This window comes from Streptomyces sp. NPDC057877 (assembly GCF_042796855.1).
Taxonomy (GTDB): Bacteria; Actinomycetota; Actinomycetes; order Streptomycetales; family Streptomycetaceae; genus Streptomyces.
Genome location: NZ_JBHVMS010000004.1, coordinates 209,546 through 229,533 on the forward strand (window position 1 = coordinate 209,546; position 19,988 = coordinate 229,533).

Below are 19,988 nucleotides of genomic sequence, written 5' to 3' on the forward strand. Positions count from 1 at the left end.
GGACGGTCCCGTCACGCCTTGCACAGTTCGGCGGTCTTCAGGTCGGCAGGCGGGATGGTGTCCTTGCCGAACCCGTACTCACCGACCAACTGCACGAACCGGTCCGGGTCCGAGGTGATCTTCTTCAGCTCCCGGTTGAAGGCGTCCCGGAGGTCCTCGCTGCCCTTGCGGAACACCGCGCCGCCCGGGCTGTACTGCGTCACCCCGTCGATCTCCGGCAGGAAGGAGTCGGTGACCTCCAGGCCGGAGTTGTTCTTGGCGAGCCAGTTCAGGGAGATGCCGGTGAGCAGGAAGGCGTCGATCCGGCCGCCCTTGACGGCGTCCGCGCCGTCCTGCGGCTTCTGGAGCGTCTTGATGTCGCCCTCGGCTATCCCGGCGGCGGTGGCGTAGCTTTTCTCGACGGCTCCCGACATCACGCCGATGCTCGCCCCGGCCGCCTTCGCCGACGCCAGATCGGTGAGCTTCTTGGGGTTCCCCGCCTTCACCATCAGCGCGGTCGGCGAGATGAACTCGGGCTCGGAGAACAGCGCCTTCTCGCAGCGCTCCGGGATGATCGCCATCCCGGCGCTGATCACGTCGTACTTGCCCGCCTGGAGGCCCGGGATCAGCCCGTCCCACTCGGAGAAGGTCGGCCGCAGCTCCTCCACGCCGAGCGCCTTGAATATCTCCCGGTGCAGCGTGGGCGCCTCGCCCTTCAGCTCGCCGTTCTCCTCGTACCCGTACGGCGCCTCGTTGGCGTAGGCGACCTTCACATAGCCCTGCTCCTTGAGCTGGTCCAGCCTCGAACCCTCACCGTCGCCCGCGGTGTCGGTCTTGCTGCACGAGGTGATCAGGGCCGGGACGGCGAGTGCGCCGCCGACGGCCGCGGTTCTGGTGAGGAAACCCCTGCGGGACAGGTTCGGGAACTGGGTCATGGACGTGCAACCTCCAGAGTCTTGCTGACGTGCGGCGGCCAGTGGGGGCGCCTGCCCGATGGCTGTGGGGTATGCCCCGCGGCCGGGCGATGTGATGCAACGGTGACCTGGGCGAGACCTTTTCGTGTCGCGCGACGGAGGGGGTGGGACGGCTGTGCCCGGGGAGCGGGGAAGGGTAGGAGCGCCCACGGCCGGGGAGGGTTCAGGGCATGGCCGAACGCTTCCTGGAAATCTCCCTCGCCAAGCGCGACGTCCGCTGCACCGCCCGGCTCCTCGACGACCGCGCCCCGATCACCTGCGCCGCCGTCTGGGACGCCCTCCCGCTGAGCGGCGACGTCTACCACGCCAAGTACGCCCGCAACGAGATCTACGCCCTCTTCCCCCCGTTCGCCCCCGCGGAGCCCCCGCTGGAGAACCCGACGGTGACCCCCATCCCCGGCGACCTGTGCTACTTCACCTTCGCGGGCGCCGAACTGGGCACCCGCGCCTACGGCTACGACCGCCAGGTCACCCCGGGCGCCACGCTCGTCGACCTCGCCCTCTTCTACGAGCGGAACAACCTGCTGCTCAACGGGGACGTGGGGTGGGTGCCGGGGATCGTCTGGGGGCAGGTCGTGGACGGGCTGGACGCGATGGCGGAGGCGTGCAACGACCTGTGGCGCTCGGGCGCGGCCGGGGAGACGCTCAGCTTCCGCCGGGCCTGACCGTTCACGCCACCCCTGCCTCGTACAGCGCGTGCGCCGCGCGCAGCACCAGGTCGTCACGATGGCGGGCGGCCACCAGTTGCAGGCCGATGGGGAGCCCGTCCCCGTCCGTGCCCACCGGGACGCTCGCGGCGGGCTGTTGGGTCATGTTGAAGGGATAGGTGAAGGGCGTCCACGCGGTCCACCGGTGCTGGCCGGACCCCTTCGGCACCTCCGCGCCCGCCTCGAACGCCGTGATGGGCAGCGTCGGCGTGACGAGGAGGTCGTACGACTCGTGGAAGCGGCCCATCCGGCGGCCGAGGGCCATCCGGACGTCCACCGCGGCGAGATAGTCCAGCGCGGAGTACCGGGCCCCCCGCTCGCAGATCTCCCGCAGCCCCGGATCGAGCAGTTCCCGCTGCCGCGCCCCCAGACGCTGCGTCACCCGGGCCGCCCCGCTGAACCACAGCGTGTGGAAGGCGTCCACCGGGTCGGCCAGATCGGGGTCCGTCTCGGTGACATGCGCGCCCAGTTCCGCCAGCCGCGCCACCGCCCCCCGCACGGCCGCCGCCACCGCGGGCGCCACCGCCACCTGCCCGCCCAGCGACGGCGAGTACGCCACCCGCAGCCCGCGCACCCCACCGCCGAGCGCGCTCTCGTACGACCCCGGCGCCGGACCCAGCGCCGACCAGTCCCGCGCGTCCGGCACCCCGATCACATCCAGCAGCAGCGCCGCGTCCGCCGCGTCCCGCGTCATCGGCCCCACGTGCGCCAACGTGCCGAACGCGCTCGCCGGATACAGCGGCACCCTCCCGTACGTCGGCTTCAGCGCGAAGATCCCGCAGAAGGCCGCCGGGATGCGCACGCTCCCGCCGCCGTCCGTGCCCAGCGCCAGCGGCCCCGCCCCCAGCGCCACGGCCGCCGCCGCGCCCCCGCTGGAACCGCCCGCGGTACGGGACGGGTCGTGCGGGTTGCGCGTCACCCCGCTCAGCGGCGAATCGGTGACGCCCTTCCAGCCGTACTCCGGCGTCGTCGTCTTGCCCAGGAAGACGGCACCGTGCTCCCGCAGCCGCGCCACGGACGGGGCGTCCTCCTCCCAGGGACCGTCGGCGGAGACGGCGCGCGACCCCCGCAAGGTCGGGTGCCCCCGCATCAGCAGGATGTCCTTCACCGTGACCGGCACCCCGTCGAGCCGCCCGCACGGCTCACCGTCCCGCCACCGCCGCTCCGACTCCCGGGCCCGCGCGAGCGCGTCCTCACCGGTGATCCGCACGAAGGCGTTCACCTCCGACTGCGCCCGCCCGGCCCGCTCCAGCACCGCCCGGGCCACCTCCACGGGGCTGAACTCGCCCTTGCGGTACCCGTCCAGGAGCCGTACGGCGGTCATCTCGGTGAGGTCGCGGTCCGTCATCCACCCTCCAGGCGTGCTCAGTGTCCGGGTACGTATCCCCGCTGCTTGTCGACGACGTTCGGCAGCGACTTGCCCGCCGCCCAGCGCTCGTACATCTCGACGAACTGCGCCCCGAGTTCATCGCGCCAGCCGACCGTGTCCCCGCTCATGTGCGGGGAGACGAGCAGCCCCGGGACCTCCCACAGCGGGCTGTCGGGGGTCAGCGGCTCCTCCTCGAAGACATCCAGCGCCGCGCCCGCGATCCACCGCTTGGCCAGTGCCTCCGCGAGCGCGTCCTCGACCACCAGCCCGCCGCGGCCGATGTTGACGAACCGCGCGGACGGCTGCATCACCCCGAACCGCCGGGCGTCGAACATCCCGCGGGTGTCCTCGGTCAGCGGCGCCGCCGCGACCACCCAGTCCGCGCGGGCGAGCAGCCGGTCCAGGTCCCGCGGGCCGTGCACACCGGCGCGCGGCGTACGGCCGACCAGCGCCGTCGTCACCCCGAGCGCCTTGAGCAGCGCCACGATCGCCCGCCCGATCGGCCCCGAGCCGACCACCACCGCCCGCGTCCCGGCGACCCGCTGCCCCTCCCGGTGGCGCCAGGTCCGCTCGCGCTGCAGTTCCCAGGTGCGCGGCAGGTCCTTGGCCATGGCGAGGACGAGCGCGGCGACGTACTCGGCGATGGGCTGGTCGAAGATGCCGCGCGCGTTGGTCACCACGGTGTCGGAGGCGGCCAGCTCCGGGCACATCACATGGTCCACACCCGCGCTCGCCGTGTGCACCCAGCGCGGCCGGGGCCCGTCGCCGGGCCAGGCCTTGCGGACGGCGTGCGAGGCGAAGTCCCACACCAGCAGCACATCGGCGGACGGCAGCCGCTCGGCGAGCGTGGCCTCGTCCGCGTGCTCGACCCGGACCCGGCCGGTGAGCCGCCCGAGGCGGGGGAGCGGTTCGGCGTCCAGGACGAGAAGGGTGGGCGTGGTCATCGGCGGGGGTGCCTCCGGGCCGAAGGGCGAGGGGATGAGAGGGGGCGAAAGCGGTGAAGGGGTGTCAGCCGGAAAAATCCGGCACGAACCCTTGTATCGGAGATTAACCAGGTGTTGACCTGGTGGTGACGCGGGCGGATTGACCACGCTCGCACCGGAACCTACCTTCGTCAACACGGCCGTTGCGCACGGTCCGTCGTCATCTCATCCCGCAGCGTAAGGCCGGTGCGTTGCTATGGACATCACCTTTCTCGGCGGACCTGGCCCCCAGCGGGGGATCGGTGTCGTAGCCCCTTTTGACTTCGCGCTCGACCGCGAACTGTGGCGCTGGGTTCCGGACGACGTCTCCCTCCATGTGACCCGCACCCCGTACGTGCCGGTCGAGGTGAGCCTCGACCTGGCGCGGCTGGTCAGCGAGCACGAGACGCTGGGCGAGGCGGTCCGCACCCTGATCACCGTCGCCCCCGAGGTGGTCGCCTACGCCTGCACCTCCGGCAGCTTCGTCGGCGGCCTCGCGGGCGAGCGCGCGATGTGCGAGGCGATGACCCGCGCGGGCACCGTCCCCGCGGTGACCACCTCGGGCGCGCTGCTGGAGGCGCTGCGCGAGCTGGGCGTGCGCCGGATCGCGCTGGTGACGCCGTACACCGTCTCCGTGACCCGATCCCTGGAGGCGTACGTCGCACAGGCCGGGGTCACGGTCGCGGGCTGTGCCTTCATGGGTCTGACCCGGCACATCTGGAAGGTCCGGTACCGCGAGGTCGCCGACATGGCGCGCCGCGCGGTGAGCCGCCCCGGCACCGCGGAGGCACTGTTCATCTCCTGCACCAACCTGCCCACCTACGACGTCATCCCGCAACTGGAGGCCGAGCTGCGGATCCCCGTGATCTCGGCCAACCAAGTGACGATGTGGGCGGCGTTGCGGCGATTGGGTACCCGTGCCGTGGGGCCGTACCAGACGCTGACGGACCCGGCGGCGCGCGGTGGGCCGGTACTGCCGGACGTACCGGAGGTGTCGTCAGCGCCGGAAGTCCCGGAAGCGCCGGAATGAGCGGGAAAAGCAGGACGACGACTGCAGGAAGGGTGGACATGACAGCGCTGGGATTCCTCTACCCGGGCCACTCCGCCGAGGACGACTATCCACGCATCGAACAGCTCCTGGGCAGCGACATCCGGGTGGACCTGGTGCACACCGACATCGGCGAGGACGCGCACCGCGTCGACGCCCTGCGCGAGATGGGCTCGCCCGAGCGGCTCGCGTCCGGCGTCGAGGAACTCCGGCTGACCGGCGCCGAGGCGGTGGTCTGGGCCTGCACCAGCGGCAGCTTCGTGCACGGCTGGGAGGGCGCCCACGAACAGGTCCGCGCCCTCGCCCGCACCGCGGGCATGGCGGCCTCGTCCACGTCCTTCGCCTTCGTGCACGCGGTACGGGAGCTGGGGCTGCGCCGGGTCGCGATCGGGGCGACGTACCCGGAGGACGTGGCGCGGTTGTTCGCCGACTTCCTGCGGGCGGGCGGCCTGGAGGTCGTCGCCGTGCACAGCTCGGGCATCATCACCGCGGCCGAGGTCGGCACCTGGGGCGAGGCGGAGGTGTCCGCGCTGGCCCGCGCGGCCGACCACCCGGACGCGCAGGCGGTCCTGATGCCCGACACCGCGCTGCACACCGCCGCCCATCTGCCCGCGCTGGAGAAGGACCTGGGCAAGCCCGTCCTCACGGCCAACCAGGTCACCGTCTGGGAGGCCCTGCGCCTGGCCGACCGCCGCGTGAACGCGCCGTCCCTCGGTGCGCTGTTCACGCGGGAGCCGCTGGTCCAGGCCTGACTCCGGTACGGACTTCTCCCACGGTCCGGCCCTCTTGCGCGGGCGCGGGACAATGGACGGTGGCCCGCCCACAGACGGCGCCACCGGAACCGTACGAGGAGGAGTAGACATGGCGGAGCCCACGCCGCGTCGGAACGAACCGCGGCTACGCCCCGCGCCCCTGCTCTTCGAGCCCGCGCAGGCGGCCTCCGACCCGGAGCACTTCTTCGACCTGGAGTCGATCGACGACCCGCGGGCGCTGCTGGCGCGCGCGACGGAGCTGACACAGGCCTTCCGGGCGGCGGCCGACCGGGCCATGGAGTTCCAGGCCGTCGCGGCGGCCCAGCTCGCCGACCCCCGCCGCTTCGACCGGCTGACCGCCGCGGACATCGCCGAGCGGGCCGAGTGGACCGAGGACTACGCGCAGAAGATGGTCGAGTTCGGCCGGGACCTGATGCGGGGCGGCGGGGAGGGCCAGAATCCGGACGTGGTGTGAGGCGGGGGGACGCTACTCGGAGCGCGGCGTGGGCCGGAAGGAGGTAACCCGGACGCGGTCCGGCCGGAGCGCGACGTGACCCGCGCGATCTGGCCCGCGCCGACAGTACGCCGCCCCGTCCAACCGGGAGGGGCAAGGTACCCGTCCACCCCCGCCGCTGTCCCGACTTCCCGCGACTCCTCGGAGTCGTGTGCGCACAGCCGGTAGATGTATGCGCCATGAGCAGCAGCACTCGGATCACTCCGGACGGCGCCGCCTGGCTCGCCTCCGCAGGAACGTATCGCCGCAGCTCGGCCGTGCTGCCCTGCGGCTCCGTCTTCGACGTGGTGAGCGCGCCCGCCCTGTTCGGGCGCCAGATGCTGGACCGGCTCTGGGAGGACGGCGCGGGCTCGGGACCCGTCGCGGTCTTCCGGGGCCGGACGCTGCTGTTCGCCGCGCCCGGCACGGCCCAGCGGCTGCCCGCACTGCTGGCCTGGGAGGAGTGGGGCACCCGGGGCGGGGCCGGTCGCCGTACGGCGGCCATCCCGCCGCTGCTGTGCCACGGCACGGGCGACGCGGTGACCGTCCCGGAACCGGTGACCCCGACGGGCGGCGGCGCGCGCTGGCTGGTCGCCCCCGACAGCCGCGAGCCATGGCTGCCCGGCCCGGAGATCCTGCTCTGGGCGGCCGTACGGGCGGCCCGCGCGACCGTGCGGATATCGATTTCGCACCCCGCCGACCAGGGTGCTAAGGTCTACGACGTCAGCAGGCGCCGCTAGCTCAGTTGGTTAGAGCAGCTGACTCTTAATCAGCGGGTCCGGGGTTCGAGTCCCTGGCGGCGCACGACAGTGAAGGCCCTTCGCACCAGCGAGGGGCCTTTTGCTATGCCCGCCTTCGCCATGCCCCGCCCCCTCACCGGGGCGTGATCTTCACGGTCCAGGCCCCCGCCACCGTCCGCCCCTCCACCTCCACCCGCACGTCCTCCCCCGGCACCGTGAAGCTCTCGCCGAGCGCGACGGGGGCGTCCGCGAGGGGCGGGTAGACGGAGTTCTCCCAGCAGGCCTCGGTGTGCGGATGGGCGTCGATCACCTGGACGGGACCGTCGCCCGACTCGGCGCCGCTGTGCACCCGGTAGACGAGGACGCCGTCCCGGCAGGCCGACCGGTCGTTGCCCAGCCGGGCGCGGGCCTCGAAGGCGAGGGCGCGGTCGGGCCCGGTGCGCACCACCGCGAGCTTGGTGCCACGGCCCAGCCCGAAGGCGGGCGCGCCCGCGGCACCGGTGACCGGCAGTCCGGGCCCCACGCTGAGCGGCTCCAGGGTCAACCGGGAAACCCCGGCCCCGCCCCCGTCGGCGACCCTGACGGCCCCCGTTCCGGTCCCCGTCCCCGCCCCCGGTCCTGGTACGCACACCACCTGCCAGGGCTCCAGCCACCCCAGCTTCCACTTGTGCCAGGCGAACAGATCGGGCGCCAGCCCGAACTGGCTTCCCATCAGGTCCCAGTCCCCGACATACGTGTCCCAGTCACCGGTGCCGTCCACGGGCCGGTGGTAGAGGTCGGGGAGGTCGAAGACGTGCCCGGTCTCATGGGCGAGCACCAGGCGGTCCGGCGGATGGTTCTCGAACACCGTGACGACCCGGCGGATCGCGGTGCCGTCCGCGCGCAGCGGTACGTCCAGGTTGACGACCTTCGTGGCGTCGGAGTCGACACCGGGCGCGTCCGGGTCGGCGACGAAGTACACGATGTCGTAGCGGGAGAAGTCCACCCGCCCGTCGGCGGCGGCCAGGGCGTCGCGCAGGTAGGCGGCGCGGTGCTCGGGGCTCCAGTCACGCTGTATGGCGTACGCGGTGGCGGGGCGTGGCATCCGGATCCACTGCCGCAGCGGATGCGCGCGCAGCGTGAAGCGGCCGTACGACGCCCGGCTGAAGAAGCGGCTGGTGGCGGGGAAGTGGTCGGCGGCCAACTCTCGCGGTGTCACCAGCGGCCGGGAGTCCGGGAAGGAGAGGAAGACCATCACCGCGTCCGCGCGGCGGCTGGGGCGCGGATAGGCGGCGTTCCAGGTGACGAGGCCCTCGGAGTGGTGGGCGTCGGTGCGGGGCAGGGCGCAGGGGGCGGCCTCCAGCGGCTCGGCCACCGAGGGGTCGGTGACGACGGAGGTGGCGGCGAGCGCGGAGAGGGTGGTGAAGACGGCGGCGGTACTGCGCAGCCGGGGTCTGAGGGCCGCCCGGCCGAGGCGCTTGAGCGCGGTGCGGGTGCGTACGGTGAGCCGCTGGAGGCCAGTTCGCCCGGTGGGCCCTGTGCGTCCCCCGCGAGGGAACTGCGGCTGCGGCGGCACAGGCACCTGCACAGGGACCTCCGGATGCGGTGAGAGGGGACTCCGCATCCACCCTGTGGGACTTTATGGTCGTATGCCCTGTTTGCCTGCATCGGACGGGTGAGGGTGGCCTTGTCCGAGCCGACACCCCCGAACTGCTTACGCAACGTCACAATCGGTTCTGGGAGGGTGGAAGCCCCCCAGGCGCGGGCAGAAACGATCTGTCAGAAGTACGGTGTCGTCCGCGACACTGGACGGACACTGGACAGTGGCTGCACGGCCAGGGTCCCAACCTCTATGATCGGCACACTTTCCTGACAGTTTCCTGCCGGAATTCCTGTCGGATTTCCTGCCGGAGAGAGGTCGACCAGAGACCGAGCAGACCGAGTGCACTGCGGGAGCGAGCGGTGAGCGGAACCTCCGAAGGGCCGACGCCCGTGGCAGACCTCATCGGGCCGGACGTGACAGAAAGTAACCACGAGGCGCCTCCTCGTGCCGACGCCGGAGACGGACCGGCGCCGCCCTTCCGGTCGGCGTTCACGGCCGCGCCGCTGGCGATGGCGGTCGTCGACCGCGAGGGCGTGGTGGTCAGCGCCAACGACACCCTCGGCGAGCTGCTCGGCACCGGCCCGGACCGGCTGGCCGGACGGGTCGCCGCCGACCTGGTCGACCTGGCCGCCGACACCCGCACCTGGCACGCGTACCGCGAGGTGCTGCGCGGCCGTCAGGCCAGACTGCGCTGCTCCCGCCGGATCAAGCACCCGGACGGCCACTCGGTGTGGGTGCAGGTGACGGTCTCCCCGCTGCCGCGGGGCGAGGAGGGCGTCCTGCTCTCCGTCGCCGACATCAGCGCCCGCCGCGAACTCCAGGCGAGACTGCGCCACTTGCAGATGCACGACCCGGTCACCAGGCTGCCCAACCGCACCCTGTTCTTCGAACGCCTGTCGGCGGCGGTGGAGGCGGGCGCCTACGAGCACGGCGGCACCGGCCGCATCGGCCTGTGCTACCTCGACCTCGACGGCTTCAAGGCGGTCAACGACACCCTCGGCCACCGCGTCGGCGACCGCCTGCTGGCCGCCGTGGCCGAACGCCTCACCCGCTGCGCCGACGAGGCCGGTTACGCCCGCGCCAGCGCGCCGCTGGTGGCACGGCTCGGCGGCGACGAGTTCGCGCTGCTGGTGGAGGACTCGACGGGCACGGAACAGCTCGCGGACCTGGCCGAGTCGGTGCTCACGGCCCTCCAGCAGCCCTTCGACCTGGCGGGCCAGCGACTGTCCGTCTCGGCGTCGATCGGCGTGGTGGAACGCCGGGCCGCGGGCACCACGGCGACGGGCCTGATGCAGGCCGCGGACACGACCCTGTACTGGGCGAAGGCGGACGGCAAGGCCCGCTGGACCCTGTTCGACCCCGAACGCAACGCCCACCGCATGACGAGGCAGGCCCTCGCCTCGACCCTGCGCCCGGCGATCGACCGCGGCGAGTTCGTGCTGGAGTACCAGCCCCTGGTCGGCATGGCCGACGGCCGTCTGAGCGGCGTGGAGGCGCTGGTCCGCTGGGACCACCCGCAGTTCGGCATACTGACGCCGAATCGGTTCATCGGACTGGCCGAGGAAGACGGCGCGATCGTCCCGCTCGGCCGCTGGGTCCTGGCCACCGCCTGCCACCAGGCCCGCCGCTGGCAACTGGAGAACCCCGACGAGCCGCCCGTCTTCGTCAGCGTCAACGTGGCGGTCCGTCAGGTCTGGGACTCGGACCTGGTGGCGGACGTGGCGGACATCCTCGCCGAGACCGGCCTGGCCCCGGAACTCCTCCAGCTGGAGCTGACGGAATCCGCGGTCATGGGCTCGGCGGGCCGCCCCCTGCAGGCCCTGCAGGCCCTCAGCGACATGGGCGTACGCATCGCCATCGACGACTTCGGCACGGGCTACTCGAACCTGGCGTACCTGAGCCGCCTGCCGGTGAAGGTCCTGAAACTGGACGGTTCCTTCGTCAGGGGCTTCCAGTACGAGGGTGACGAACCGGACAGCGGTGGCAGCGGCGCGGACGAGGTCATCGTCGAGGCGATGATCCAGCTGGCCCACCGACTGGGCCTGACGGTGACCGCGGAGTGCGTGGAGACGTCCTCCCAGGCGACCCGGCTGCGCCGGATCGGCTGCGACACCGGACAGGGCTGGCTGTACTCCCGCCCGGTGCCGCCGGACCGCATCTCCGAGCTGCTGTCGCGCTCGCCGGTGGGTCAGCCCGCGGTGGGCAGCCCGTAGGCGTCGGCGATGAGTTCGTAGGAGCGCACGCGTACGTCACCGCTGTGCGCGTTGGCGGTGATCATCAGCTCGTCGGCGCCGGTGCGCTTCTGCAGCCCGTCGAGCCCGTCGCGGACCTCGTCAGCCGTCCCGTGGACGACGTTGGCGTTCCAGGAGCCGACGAACTCCCGCTCCATGGGGCTGAAGTCGTACGCCTCCGCCTCCTCCGGCGTCGGCACCAGCCCCGGCCGCCCGGTGCGCAGCCGCACCATGCTCAGCGCGGCGGCGAGCACCTGCCGCCGGGCTTCCTTCTCGTCGTCGGCCGCGAGCGCGGAGACCCCGATGAGGGCGTACGGCTCGTCGAGCACGGCGGACGGCCGGAACGTCTCCCGGTACAGGTCGAGCGCCGGGATCGTGTTCTGCGCGGAGAAGTGGTGCGCGAAGGCGAACGGCAGCCCGAGCAGCCCCGCGAGCCGCGCGCTGAACCCGGACGACCCGAGCAGCCACACGGGCGGCCGGTGCGGTGACTGCACACCGCCGGGGGAGGTGGCCTGGACGGGGCCGGGTACGGCGTGAATACGCCGGTAGGGATGCCCGTCGGGGAAGTCGTCGTCGAGGAACCGCGTCAGCTCGGCGAGCTGCTCCGGGAAGTCGTCGGCTCCCTCGTTCAGCCGGTCGGTGCGGCGCAGCGCGGCGGCGGTGGCCCCGTCGGTACCGGGTGCCCGCCCGAGCCCGAGGTCGATCCGCCCCGGCGCCATGGCCTCCAGCGTCCCGAACTGCTCCGCGATGACCAGCGGCGCGTGGTTCGGCAGCATGACGCCGCCCGAACCGAGCCGGATCCGGTCGGTGTGGGCGGCGAGGTGCGCGAGGATCACGGCGGGCGAGGACGAGGCGACGCCGGGCATGGAGTGGTGCTCGGCGACCCAGTACCGGTGGAACCCCCGGTTCTCCGCGAGGCGCGCCAGCGCGACGCTGGTACGCAGCGCGTCGGAGGCGGTACGCCCGGCCCCGACGGTGACCAGGTCCAGGACGGAGAGGGGAACGGGGGCGGTGCCCTGCGCTGTGCCCCGGATCTCTGCTGCTGGGTCGTCTGTGGTCACGGTGGGGTGCCTCCTGGTCGCGGTGACGGTCGCGGGGGTGCCAACAGGAGGTGGGGGTGGGTTATTCCTGGTGGGGGGTTCGCAGGGAACGGATGAAGGCGGTGAAGGATGAGGTACTGAGGGTGAGGTGGCGGTGGCTCGGGTGCTTGGAGTCGCGGAGGGCTATGTGGGGGCCGCGGTGGGCGATCTCCACGCAGGCGTTGCCCTCGCCCCCGCCGGAGTAGGACGACTTCTGCCAGGTGTCAAGGTTCGTCATCGAGGACCTCACAGCTCCTTCGCCAGCATGTGGATGAAGTCACGGGAACGCTCTGGATCGAGTGACACCTTTTCCAACCTACGGAAGAGTGTTCGAAACCGGCAGAGCTGGGCCTCGGCATCGATGAACACGGTTCCATGGGGCCCGTCGCGCACGACGGTGTCCAGCTTGGGGAGAGGGCCGCCCGCGTACACCATGGCGCCGCCCGCCCCGGCGAAGCGGTCCATGTCGAAGGGGATGACGCGTACGGTGACATGGTCGGCGGCCGAGATCTCCAGAACGCGGATCAACTGAGCCCTGGTCTGGGCGCGGTCACCGACCCTGATGCGCAGCGCGGCTTCGTGGATCACCGTGTCGTACGGGATCGGATCCGCGCGCTCGATGATGACTCTGCGGCTCATGCGATGCGCCACCCGAAGTTCCACATCACTCGCCGGGAACTCGGGGTTCATGTACGAGAAGAGGGCGCGGGCGTAGTCGCTGGTCTGGAGAAGTCCGGGAACGTGCAGGAAGTCCACGTCCCAACGGAAGTGGGCATGGTGCTCCAACTCCGCAAGGTCCAAGTAGGGGTTGGGCAACGAGCCCCGGTACTCCTCCCACCAGCCCCGCGTCCGGTTGGGGATCATCGCCACGAGAGAGGCGATCAACTGCTCGTCCGTGCAGGCGTAGTGTGCGGCGAGCCGCCGCAGGCGCTCCTCGCTCACTCCTGCGATGCCCGACTCGATCTGGCTCATCTGGACCGAGTTCACCCCGAGCAGGCTCGCCGCCTCGGTCGCCTTGAGCCCTGCGGCCTCACGCAGTTTCCGCAGCTCAAGCCCCAAACGCATGTGACGTGCGGTGGGCTGCAGGCGACGCCCCATTGACTTCCCCTCGTCCTCAACTGCCGCGTAGGCGCAACTCGTTCGGGGGCAAGATTACGGCAACGACTTGCAGGGACCTAAATTTAGGTCCTACTGTCAGTGACGCGGCGCACACTCTGCGAAACTCCGCTCCACTCCACCACCCCCCTCCACGAGGAGTCCGCATGCCCGAAAACGAACCGTGGGAGTACTCCCTCTCCATCCCGAACGACCCCCGCGCGGTCACCGTCTGCCGCCGTACCCTCCGGCTGGTCCTCACCCTGCACGGCCTGGTCCGCCTGGTCGACATCGCGGAACTGCTGGCGACGGAGCTGGTGACCAACGCCGTGCGGCACACCAAGGGTCCCGCCGCGCTGCGGGTGCGCTGGTCGGGGAGCGGCGTGCTGCGGCTCGGCGCGTGGGACGCGGACCCGTCTCCGCCGGAGCCGCCGCGGCCGTTCCAGCAGGCGGCCGAGCGGGAGGAGGGCCGGGGTCTCGCCCTGGTCCGGGCCTGCGCCGACGTGTGGGGCTGGCAGCCGCTCGCCAGGGACGGCAACCGGGGCAAGTACGTGTGGTGCGAGCTGGGCGACGCGGCACGGGCGGCGCGCCGCACGGCGTGACGAAGGGCCGTGGGGCGCGCCGCGGGCGGACGGTCAGCTCTGCCGCTGACCATCCTTCAGCACCTGGTCGGTGACGTCGGTCACCTTCCCGGCGGGCGGTGCCGTCACGTCGACCTCCGTGCCGAAGTCGGTGAACTCCAGCACCGTGTCGACCTTCATCCGCTGCGGTGAGGCACTGTCCGGCTGGGCGGAGGCCGGAGCCTGGAGGGTCATGGCGAGCTGCTGGCGGCGGATGCGGCCGTCGTCGTCGAGCCAGACCCGCATCGGCAGCGTCGGGCCGACCTGTTCGCGCAGCTCGCTGCCGCCGGGCAGCTCGGCGACGTCGACCGCGACCTTGTACGTGGTGGTGTTGACGCCGTCGATCCGCTCGGTGCCGACCTTGGAGACGTCCTTGTCGGTGATCGCCTTGGCGTAGGCGGCGGACCGGGCCGGGTCACCGATCTCCTGCGGGTTGGCGCCCTGCTGCTCGGCCACCTTGTCCAGGTCGATCTTGACCCACGGCTTGTCGGACGCCTTCTGGCCGGGCTCCCGCTGGTAGAGGGTCCGGTCGACCACCCGCTGCTCGACGCTCTGGCCCGGGGCGCTGACGGTCATGGTGCTGTCGCCGTCCGCCAGGTCGAGGGCGCCGCGGCCGTTGGTCGTGACCGTCTCGCCGCCCGCGTTGACGGTCGCCCGGATCGTCAGCTTCGCGGTCTCGGCCTCGGCCGTCTTCTCGTAGGCGGTGCGGACGGCGGCCGTGCCCCGCTCCTGGGTGCCCTCGCCGCCGCCGCTCGCGCTCGCCGAGGCGGCGGGCTGCCCGGACTCCGGCTCGCTGTCGTCCCCGCAGCCCGCCAGTACGACGCTGCTCGTCACGAGTGCCGTGGCGATCGCGGTCGTCCTCATCCTCCCGTTCGGCTTCCTGTTCGACATGAACTCCCTCTCTCTCCTGGCGTGGAGGACCGTCGTCGAAGGGTCTTCGACATCCGGCGTGAGTGCCCTGGGCGGTGGTGTGCACGCCGGGGGAGGGGCGTAATGGCCGCATACCGGGGGTTACGCGTGCGATTCAGGCCGAATCCGAGCGTTCCGGTGCGGGGAGGAAGGGAACCCCGCACCGCCCGCCCGCCACGGCTCGATGTGCGCCTCGGTCCCGACTGCGGTACGGTGATCACACGCCGGTCGACGGGGCGCAAGCCCCCAAGGGCGGCGGTGCGTTGGTGGTCCAAGGAAAGACGCCCCACTTCCTGTGGGGAGATGCAGGTGCAAGGCCTGCCCGGCGCTCGACCAGGAACCCCGGTCCGCTACTGCGGACCGGGGTTCTTCCGTTCCCCCCCGGGCTCAGGGGCGCCAGGTCACCCGATGCTCCCTCAGATGCGCCAGCACCGCGTGGTTCGCCTCCCAGCCGTCCGGGAACTTCACGAGCGTGCCGAGCTGGACCGGTTCCGTCGACGGGTAGTCGTCGAGGAGGTCGGAGACGCCCGCGCGGCAGACCACAACGCAGGCGTGGCGGTGCCGGGAGGCGAGGACGCACAGGCGGCCCGTCTCCAGGTGGAAGGCGGTGGCGTCGGGGCGGCCGGAGAGGGGGTGGAGGACGACCGTGACGTCGAACTCCCTGCCCTGGAGGCGGTTGGCCGTGTCGACGGTGACGTCCGTGACGCCGAGGGCGGCGAGGGCCGCGCGGACGGCCGCCGCCTGGTCGCGGTGGGCCGTGCCCACGGCGATGCGGTCGGCGGTCAGGGGCGTCGGGGCGGGACCGCGTTCCGAGGTCGTGGCGCCCGCCCGGTCCAGCAGGCGTCGTACCACCGTCGCCACCGCGTGCACCGCCTCCGGATCGGTGCGCGGGGTGTGGCGCGCGGGCAGCTCCAGCAGTCCCCAGCCCGAGGCGGCGGCCTCGTCGAGCACCTGGTCGGTGGCGGAGCCGTCGGAGGGGGCGGTGAAGGCCAGGGCGCGGTCGCCGTGGTCGGTGCCGCTGCGGAAGGGCGTGTACGGGTAGAAGGCGTCCGAGACCAGACGCGCCGCCGACGCCGGGAGGCGCCAGGAGACCGGGAGGCGGTGCTGGCGCAGTCCCGGGTTGTGGGCCAGGAGGGTGGTCACCGCCGACGCCGAGGGGTCGTACGTCAGGCCCGCCCACTGCTCGCTGCCCACGATGGAGAACGGGTCCAGCTGGCCGGGGTCGCCCACGAACAGGGCCTGTTCGAACAGCCCGGCCACTGCCAGCAGGGCATCGGAGCGCATCTGGTACGCCTCGTCGACGATCGCGTGCCGCCACGGCTCGTCGGCCTTCACGTGCGCCCACTTGGCGGCCGTGGAGATCACCACCGGGAGGCCGCCGAGGTCGGCCGCCTTCGACGACTTGCGGACGTTCGGGAGGTCGTCGAGCGCCTTGTCGTAGGGATCGGCGTCGCTGCTGTGCAGTCGGCCCACCGGCAGCTCCGGGCTTTTCTCCGCGAGACGGGTGACCAGGTCGTCCACCTGGGCGTTCGTCTGCGCCACGATCATCAACGGGCGCCCGGCGTCGGCCAGTTCGAGTGCCGCGCGTACCACCAGGGTGGACTTGCCCGCGCCCGGCGGGGAGTCGACGACCACGCCGCGGTCGGGGCCGTGCAGGGTGTCGTGGAGGATCGCGGCCGTCGCGCTGGCGGCTTCGGCGCCCGGGTCGAATGCCGTCGTCGTCACAGTACGTCGTCCTCCGTCAGCGGGTCGGCGGGCTCCGGGGGCGTCTCGCCCGGGGGTCCGCCGTGGGTCCAGGGGGTGTCCTCCGGGTCGGGCAGCTTCGGGCCGCCGCGCTGGTCGTGTTCGAAGAGGGTGAAGCAGACCAGGTCACCCTTCTCCGGCACCGAACCCGGCTCCGGTTCCTTGCCCCGGCCCATCTTGTCCAGCACGCGGAGGACGAGAAGCCCTTCCGCCTCCTGGGCGACGAACTCCGCCGACTGCGGCTTGCCGCCCAGTGAGCGGTACACCTTCACCCGCTCGCCGAGCTGCGGGCGGTCGTCCGTGCGGACGGTGACCAGCGGGCGCGGGCTGGGGCGCTTGCCCTCGCTGTACGCCATGACCACGTCCGTGACCTCGCCCGCGAACGCCTCCCCGGACAGCCGCCGTCCGGCCATCACCAGCGGGTCGTCCAGGGCCTCCTGCGCCTCCAGGCGGGCCTGTTCGCGCTCGCGCGTGGCGAGTTTGTTCGCCGCGGTCACCGCGTCGTCGCGGCGCGGCTGCGGGGGCTCGCCGGACAGTACGCGGTCGCGGTGGCCGGTGAAGGACCAGCGGTCGCGGGTCCAGCGGTCCGCCACGCGTGACCCCTCCGGCAGGTCCCGCAGCAGGTCCAGGCCGTGCCAGACCGCGTCCCAGGTGGGGCGCGTGACCTTGGCCACCAGGGCGCGGACCGCCTCCTCGGCCGCGGTGACCGCGCCCAGCCGGTCGTCGGCCTCCAGGCCGTCCTCGGCGGCGGCGAGGGCGGTCCGCGCGCGGTCGTAGCGCTCGATGGCGGGGGCGAGGAGCTTGTTGTCGAACGCCGGGTCGGTGGCCGGGCCCGCGGGCGGGCAGACCAGCTGGCCGTCGGCGTCCCGGTCCAACTCGGCGCGCAGGGCGGCCTCGGCGCCCGTCAGGTCCCGCGGCGGGTCGATCCACGCCAGCAGGGCGCCCAGGTGCTGGTCCTCCAGGCTGGACTGGCCGGTCGCCCAGTGCCCGGACAGTACGTCCGTGAGGGCGAGGAGGAGCGAGGAGCCGGGGACCCGGGCCCGCTCGCCGTAGTGGGTCAGCCAGCGGCCGAGGAGCGGTACCCGGGGTGGCGCCGGGTGCGGGGTCTCGGGGTCCTGCTCGGCGGTGCGGCGGAACCGCATGGAGCGGCCCAGCAGCCGTACCAGGTCGATGCCCGCGCGGCTCGGCACGATCAGCTGCGGGGCGTCCGCGCACAGGTCCACCTCGACCTTGACCCGCTTGCCGGTCTCCGGGTCGGTCTCGGTGCGCTCGGCGGCCTCCACGACGTCGGCGTACGCGTCGATGTACGGCAGTACGACGTCGGCCAGTTCGGCCAGGAACGCGAACCTGAGGTCGCGGTCGCGCGGCTGCGGGACCGCCAGCAGCCGGGGCGCGTCCCGGTCGGTGCCGACCAGCGCGCCGAGCGGGGCCCCGGCCTCACCGGCGGTGGTGAGCGGTACGAGGACCAGGGGGCGGTCGGACAGATGGCGGTGGCGGACCGTGGCGGCGGGCTGGGCGCGGCCGGTGTCCACGGCCTCGAGGCGGGCGAGGGTGGTGATCAGTGACATGCGGCGGCCCTCTCCGCGGCGCCGCTCAGGGCCTCCGCGCGCAGGCGCGCCGCTCGCCGCAGCGCCGCCACCGCCGGGTCCCGCGGGTCGCCGCTCTCGCCGCGCGCCGCCGCCAGGACGTCCCCGACCGTCGTCAGGCCGCCCAGTTCGGCGCGGACCGGGCGGCCCAGGGTGGTCACCGCGCCCGCGGTGCGCGAGCGGTCGCGGCAGTGGAAGGCCAGTTCGCAGGCGGACAGGCACTCCGGGGCGTAGGTCGCCGGAACCGCCTCCACCGCCGCCGTCAGCTCCGCCTCGGGCAGTGCGGGGGAGAAGCAGACGCCCTCGGGAAGGGCGTCGGCGATGTCCTCGATGCGGGTCAGCCGGTCGAGCTGGCGGGCGGTCACCGCGCGCTGCTTGCGGATGTCGACGGCGGAGGCCGTGGGCAGGTTGGAGAAGTCCTTGGGGCAGACCAGGAGGATCCGGTGGCCCACGCGCGGGGGCGGGTCGAGGCGGGCGGCGACCTGTTCCAGGGCCAGCACGTACACCGCCGCCTGGCGGGCCGCGGCGCCCACCTTCGCCGGGTCCGCCGAGCCGTCCAGCATCGGGAACGACTTGATCTCCACGACGGTCCACCGGCCGTCCGGGTGCACCACCACCGCGTCCGGCTCCAGGAACGCCGGGGAACCGGCGACGTCCAGCGCGAGCATCGGATGGTCGAGCAGCGTCCAGCCGCCCGCCTCGGTGGCCTCGCGCAGCGCCAGCGCCGTACGGGCGGTACGGCCCTCGGGGCCGGTCGCGGACAGCTCGGGCACGCTCGCGGCGGCGGGCGGCTCGGCGCCCGGGTCGAGCCTCTCGCGCGCGAGCCGCAGCAGCTCCGCGCCGCCGTCGGCCTTGACCTTCGCCTCGAAGGCGTTGCCCCGCATGAAGGCGAACTGCGACTGTCCGAAACCGGACGGCGAGCCCAGCGCGCCCGCCAGCCTCGCCTTGTCCACCCCGGCGCCGTCGAGGATGGCCCGTCGTCTGCACCCCGGGTTGGCGGCCAGCGCCGCCAGGGCGCGTGCGTCCAGTGCCTTCGCCGGTACGTCCGGACCGCGCAGCTCAGCGAGCCGGTGCCGGAGCGCCGTCCCCCGCCTCCGCGGGGGCGGCACCCTGCTCGGCTCCGGCTCCGAGCCGCGACTCGCGCTGCCGTGGAATTCGTTCACCCGCCGAAGTCTGGCATCCGCCACTGACAATTGAGGCGGGTGCGGTGTCGGAGTCGGCCGTGACCGGTGCGATCCGCGCCATCAGCCAGGCCCGCACCCGCTGTGCGGTCCGCATCACCAGCGGGGTCAGCGCCAGTCCGGCGCCCATCACCGCGGCGCCCGCGACGGCGTCGAGGAAGTAGTGGTTGGCGGTGCCCATCACCACGATCGTGGTGACCAGCGGGTAGACCACGCCCGCGACGCGGCCCAGCCGGGTGCCGCTGTAGCGCCACAGCATCACCCCGCACCACAGCGCCCAGCCCACGTGCAGGCTCGGCATCGCCGCGTACTGGTTCGTCAGGCCGCCAAGACCGCGCGGCGCGCTGGCCTCACCGGCCCACCAGCCGTACGTGCTGTACTGCGCCATCGTGTCCACGAAGCCGTGGCTCGCGTCGAGCAGGCGCGGGGGGCAGGTCGGCAGCAGGGTGAAGCCGATCAGGCCGATGAACGTCGACGTCATCAGCCAGGTGCGGGCCGCGCGGTACCGCACGGCCCGGGACCGGAAGATCCAGATCAGGATCGCCGGGGTGACGATGTAGTGCAGCGAGGCGTACCAGAAGTCCGCCGGTACGCCGATCCACGTCTCGCGCGTGAAGAGGCGGTTGAGCGGGTGCTCGGCGTTGATGCGGAGCACCTTCTCGATCTTCAGGATCGCCAGGCCGTGGTCCACCGCGGTGGAGACGTCGCCGCGGGCCAGGAGCCTGCCCGCGGAGTAGCAGGCGTACACCAGGAGGATCAGTGGCAGCTCCGTCCACCAGCGCAGCCGGGGCCGAACGGCCGCCTCGGTGCCCGGTGTCTCGGCGTGCGGCATCCGATCGCCCTCCCCCTTCTCATCGCGCGGCACCCAACGGCCGACCGCCCACTTTACGGTGTATGTGCACGACCCGGCGGGGGTGCCTCGGCCCTGATAGACGCAG

General features: G+C 72.7%; 19 protein-coding genes and 1 tRNA gene. 8 read left to right on the plus strand and 12 right to left on the minus strand.

From position 1 onward, the window contains the following. Positions 1-11: 11 nt before the first annotated feature. Positions 12-914 (minus strand): ectoine/hydroxyectoine ABC transporter substrate-binding protein EhuB, encoded by a 903-nt coding sequence (gene ehuB, locus ACFVQG_RS12500; RefSeq protein WP_383380320.1) that lies wholly within the window; start codon positions 912-914, stop codon positions 12-14. Between the two features lie 209 nt (positions 915-1,123). Here ehuB and ACFVQG_RS12505 point away from each other — a divergent pair, with 209 nt between their 5' ends. Then, positions 1,124-1,618 (plus strand): DUF3830 family protein, encoded by a 495-nt coding sequence (locus ACFVQG_RS12505; protein ID WP_383380323.1) that lies wholly within the window; start codon positions 1,124-1,126, stop codon positions 1,616-1,618. A 4-nt stretch (positions 1,619-1,622) separates the two neighbouring features. Here the strand turns inward: ACFVQG_RS12505 and ACFVQG_RS12510 are convergent, their stop codons facing one another. Both ACFVQG_RS12510 and ACFVQG_RS12515 read right to left on the minus strand, forming a co-directional pair. Beyond that, positions 1,623-3,008: an amidase gene (locus ACFVQG_RS12510; RefSeq protein ID WP_383380325.1), complete on the minus strand. Its 1,386-nt coding sequence runs from the start codon at positions 3,006-3,008 to the stop codon at positions 1,623-1,625. A gap of 17 nt (positions 3,009-3,025) precedes the next feature. Next, positions 3,026-3,973: a D-2-hydroxyacid dehydrogenase gene (locus ACFVQG_RS12515; protein WP_383380328.1), complete on the minus strand. Its 948-nt coding sequence runs from the start codon at positions 3,971-3,973 to the stop codon at positions 3,026-3,028. Between the two features lie 235 nt (positions 3,974-4,208). On the opposite strand from ACFVQG_RS12515, the gene ACFVQG_RS12520 reads away from it, so the two are divergent. The 5 genes from ACFVQG_RS12520 to ACFVQG_RS12540 all read left to right on the plus strand — a co-directional run bounded on the left by ACFVQG_RS12520 (position 4,209) and on the right by ACFVQG_RS12540 (position 7,088). After that, positions 4,209-5,021 carry an aspartate/glutamate racemase family protein gene (locus ACFVQG_RS12520; RefSeq protein WP_383380331.1) on the plus strand — a complete coding sequence of 271 codons (813 nt, stop codon included), beginning with the start codon at positions 4,209-4,211 and terminating at the stop codon, positions 5,019-5,021. A gap of 38 nt (positions 5,022-5,059) precedes the next feature. Continuing rightward, entirely contained in the window at positions 5,060-5,791 is a 732-nt protein-coding gene (locus tag ACFVQG_RS12525; RefSeq protein WP_383380333.1) for a decarboxylase, read from the plus strand. Positions 5,792-5,900: 109 nt separating this feature from the next. Next, positions 5,901-6,266: a hypothetical protein gene (locus tag ACFVQG_RS12530; protein WP_383380336.1), complete on the plus strand. Its 366-nt coding sequence runs from the start codon at positions 5,901-5,903 to the stop codon at positions 6,264-6,266. Between the two features lie 218 nt (positions 6,267-6,484). Then, positions 6,485-7,024, plus strand: a complete 540-nt coding sequence (locus ACFVQG_RS12535; RefSeq protein WP_383380338.1) for a hypothetical protein — start codon at positions 6,485-6,487, stop codon at positions 7,022-7,024. Beyond that, positions 7,015-7,088, plus strand: a tRNA-Lys gene (locus tag ACFVQG_RS12540). The genes ACFVQG_RS12535 and ACFVQG_RS12540 overlap by 10 nt, the downstream gene beginning before the upstream one ends. A gap of 69 nt (positions 7,089-7,157) precedes the next feature. Here the strand turns inward: ACFVQG_RS12540 and ACFVQG_RS12545 are convergent. Next, the gene (locus ACFVQG_RS12545) at positions 7,158-8,591 is read right to left on the minus strand and encodes a M6 family metalloprotease domain-containing protein (protein ID WP_383380340.1); all 1,434 of its coding nucleotides are present in this window, start codon (positions 8,589-8,591) and stop codon (positions 7,158-7,160) included. Between the two features lie 374 nt (positions 8,592-8,965). Here ACFVQG_RS12545 and ACFVQG_RS12550 point away from each other — a divergent pair, with 374 nt between their 5' ends. After that, positions 8,966-10,819, plus strand: a complete 1,854-nt coding sequence (locus ACFVQG_RS12550; protein WP_383380342.1) for a putative bifunctional diguanylate cyclase/phosphodiesterase — start codon at positions 8,966-8,968, stop codon at positions 10,817-10,819. On the opposite strand, the gene ACFVQG_RS12555 is transcribed toward ACFVQG_RS12550, so the two are convergent. The 3 genes from ACFVQG_RS12555 to ACFVQG_RS12565 form a co-directional block, all read right to left on the minus strand. Beyond that, positions 10,795-11,898: an LLM class flavin-dependent oxidoreductase gene (locus tag ACFVQG_RS12555; RefSeq protein WP_383380343.1), complete on the minus strand. Its 1,104-nt coding sequence runs from the start codon at positions 11,896-11,898 to the stop codon at positions 10,795-10,797. The two genes, ACFVQG_RS12550 and ACFVQG_RS12555, sit on opposite strands and share 25 nt — an antisense overlap. A 61-nt stretch (positions 11,899-11,959) precedes the next feature. Then, the gene (locus ACFVQG_RS12560; protein ID WP_383380346.1) at positions 11,960-12,154 is read right to left on the minus strand and encodes a DUF397 domain-containing protein; all 195 of its coding nucleotides are present in this window, start codon (positions 12,152-12,154) and stop codon (positions 11,960-11,962) included. 8 nt (positions 12,155-12,162) lie between these two features. Further along, positions 12,163-13,014, minus strand: coding sequence for a helix-turn-helix domain-containing protein (locus tag ACFVQG_RS12565; RefSeq protein ID WP_383380349.1), 852 nt, complete (start codon positions 13,012-13,014; stop codon positions 12,163-12,165). A 164-nt stretch (positions 13,015-13,178) separates the two neighbouring features. On the opposite strand from ACFVQG_RS12565, the gene ACFVQG_RS12570 reads away from it, so the two are divergent. Further along, complete coding sequence (locus ACFVQG_RS12570) at positions 13,179-13,613, plus strand: ATP-binding protein (protein WP_383380352.1); 435 nt, start codon at positions 13,179-13,181, stop codon at positions 13,611-13,613. 33 nt (positions 13,614-13,646) lie between these two features. Here the strand turns inward: ACFVQG_RS12570 and ACFVQG_RS12575 are convergent, their stop codons facing one another. The 5 genes from ACFVQG_RS12575 to ACFVQG_RS12595 form a co-directional block, all read right to left on the minus strand. Next, positions 13,647-14,495 (minus strand): hypothetical protein, encoded by an 849-nt coding sequence (locus ACFVQG_RS12575; protein WP_383380355.1) that lies wholly within the window; start codon positions 14,493-14,495, stop codon positions 13,647-13,649. A gap of 432 nt (positions 14,496-14,927) precedes the next feature. Next, positions 14,928-16,265 (minus strand): AAA domain-containing protein, encoded by a 1,338-nt coding sequence (locus ACFVQG_RS12580; protein WP_383380358.1) that lies wholly within the window; start codon positions 16,263-16,265, stop codon positions 14,928-14,930. Beyond that, on the minus strand, positions 16,262-17,851 hold the full coding sequence (locus ACFVQG_RS12585; protein ID WP_383380361.1) for a hypothetical protein: 1,590 nt from the start codon (positions 17,849-17,851) through the stop codon (positions 16,262-16,264). The genes ACFVQG_RS12580 and ACFVQG_RS12585 overlap by 4 nt, the downstream gene beginning before the upstream one ends. After that, positions 17,842-18,978, minus strand: coding sequence for a hypothetical protein (locus ACFVQG_RS12590; protein WP_383381693.1), 1,137 nt, complete (start codon positions 18,976-18,978; stop codon positions 17,842-17,844). The genes ACFVQG_RS12585 and ACFVQG_RS12590 overlap by 10 nt, the downstream gene beginning before the upstream one ends. Continuing rightward, entirely contained in the window at positions 18,929-19,882 is a 954-nt protein-coding gene (locus tag ACFVQG_RS12595; RefSeq protein WP_383380363.1) for a phosphatase PAP2 family protein, read from the minus strand. The genes ACFVQG_RS12590 and ACFVQG_RS12595 overlap by 50 nt, the downstream gene beginning before the upstream one ends. Positions 19,883-19,988 lie beyond the last annotated feature (106 nt).

Excerpts from the sequence above, each read along its gene's own strand:
- ACFVQG_RS12525 (WP_383380333.1), top strand. The coding sequence starts at position 5,060 with ATGACAGCGCTGGGATTCCTCTACCCGGGCCACTCCGCCGAGGACGAC.
- ACFVQG_RS12585 (WP_383380361.1), bottom strand. The coding sequence starts at position 17,851 with ATGTCACTGATCACCACCCTCGCCCGCCTCGAGGCCGTGGACACCGGC.
- ACFVQG_RS12565 (WP_383380349.1), bottom strand. The coding sequence starts at position 13,014 with ATGGGGCGTCGCCTGCAGCCCACCGCACGTCACATGCGTTTGGGGCTT.
- ehuB (WP_383380320.1), bottom strand. The coding sequence starts at position 914 with ATGACCCAGTTCCCGAACCTGTCCCGCAGGGGTTTCCTCACCAGAACC.
- ACFVQG_RS12535 (WP_383380338.1), top strand. The coding sequence starts at position 6,485 with ATGAGCAGCAGCACTCGGATCACTCCGGACGGCGCCGCCTGGCTCGCC.
- ACFVQG_RS12505 (WP_383380323.1), top strand. The coding sequence starts at position 1,124 with ATGGCCGAACGCTTCCTGGAAATCTCCCTCGCCAAGCGCGACGTCCGC.
- ACFVQG_RS12560 (WP_383380346.1), bottom strand. The coding sequence starts at position 12,154 with ATGACGAACCTTGACACCTGGCAGAAGTCGTCCTACTCCGGCGGGGGC.
- ACFVQG_RS12530 (WP_383380336.1), top strand. The coding sequence starts at position 5,901 with ATGGCGGAGCCCACGCCGCGTCGGAACGAACCGCGGCTACGCCCCGCG.
- ACFVQG_RS12510 (WP_383380325.1), bottom strand. The coding sequence starts at position 3,008 with ATGACGGACCGCGACCTCACCGAGATGACCGCCGTACGGCTCCTGGAC.
- ACFVQG_RS12575 (WP_383380355.1), bottom strand. The coding sequence starts at position 14,495 with ATGAGGACGACCGCGATCGCCACGGCACTCGTGACGAGCAGCGTCGTA.
- ACFVQG_RS12515 (WP_383380328.1), bottom strand. The coding sequence starts at position 3,973 with ATGACCACGCCCACCCTTCTCGTCCTGGACGCCGAACCGCTCCCCCGC.
- ACFVQG_RS12570 (WP_383380352.1), top strand. The coding sequence starts at position 13,179 with ATGCCCGAAAACGAACCGTGGGAGTACTCCCTCTCCATCCCGAACGAC.
- ACFVQG_RS12520 (WP_383380331.1), top strand. The coding sequence starts at position 4,209 with ATGGACATCACCTTTCTCGGCGGACCTGGCCCCCAGCGGGGGATCGGT.
- ACFVQG_RS12595 (WP_383380363.1), bottom strand. The coding sequence starts at position 19,882 with ATGCCGCACGCCGAGACACCGGGCACCGAGGCGGCCGTTCGGCCCCGG.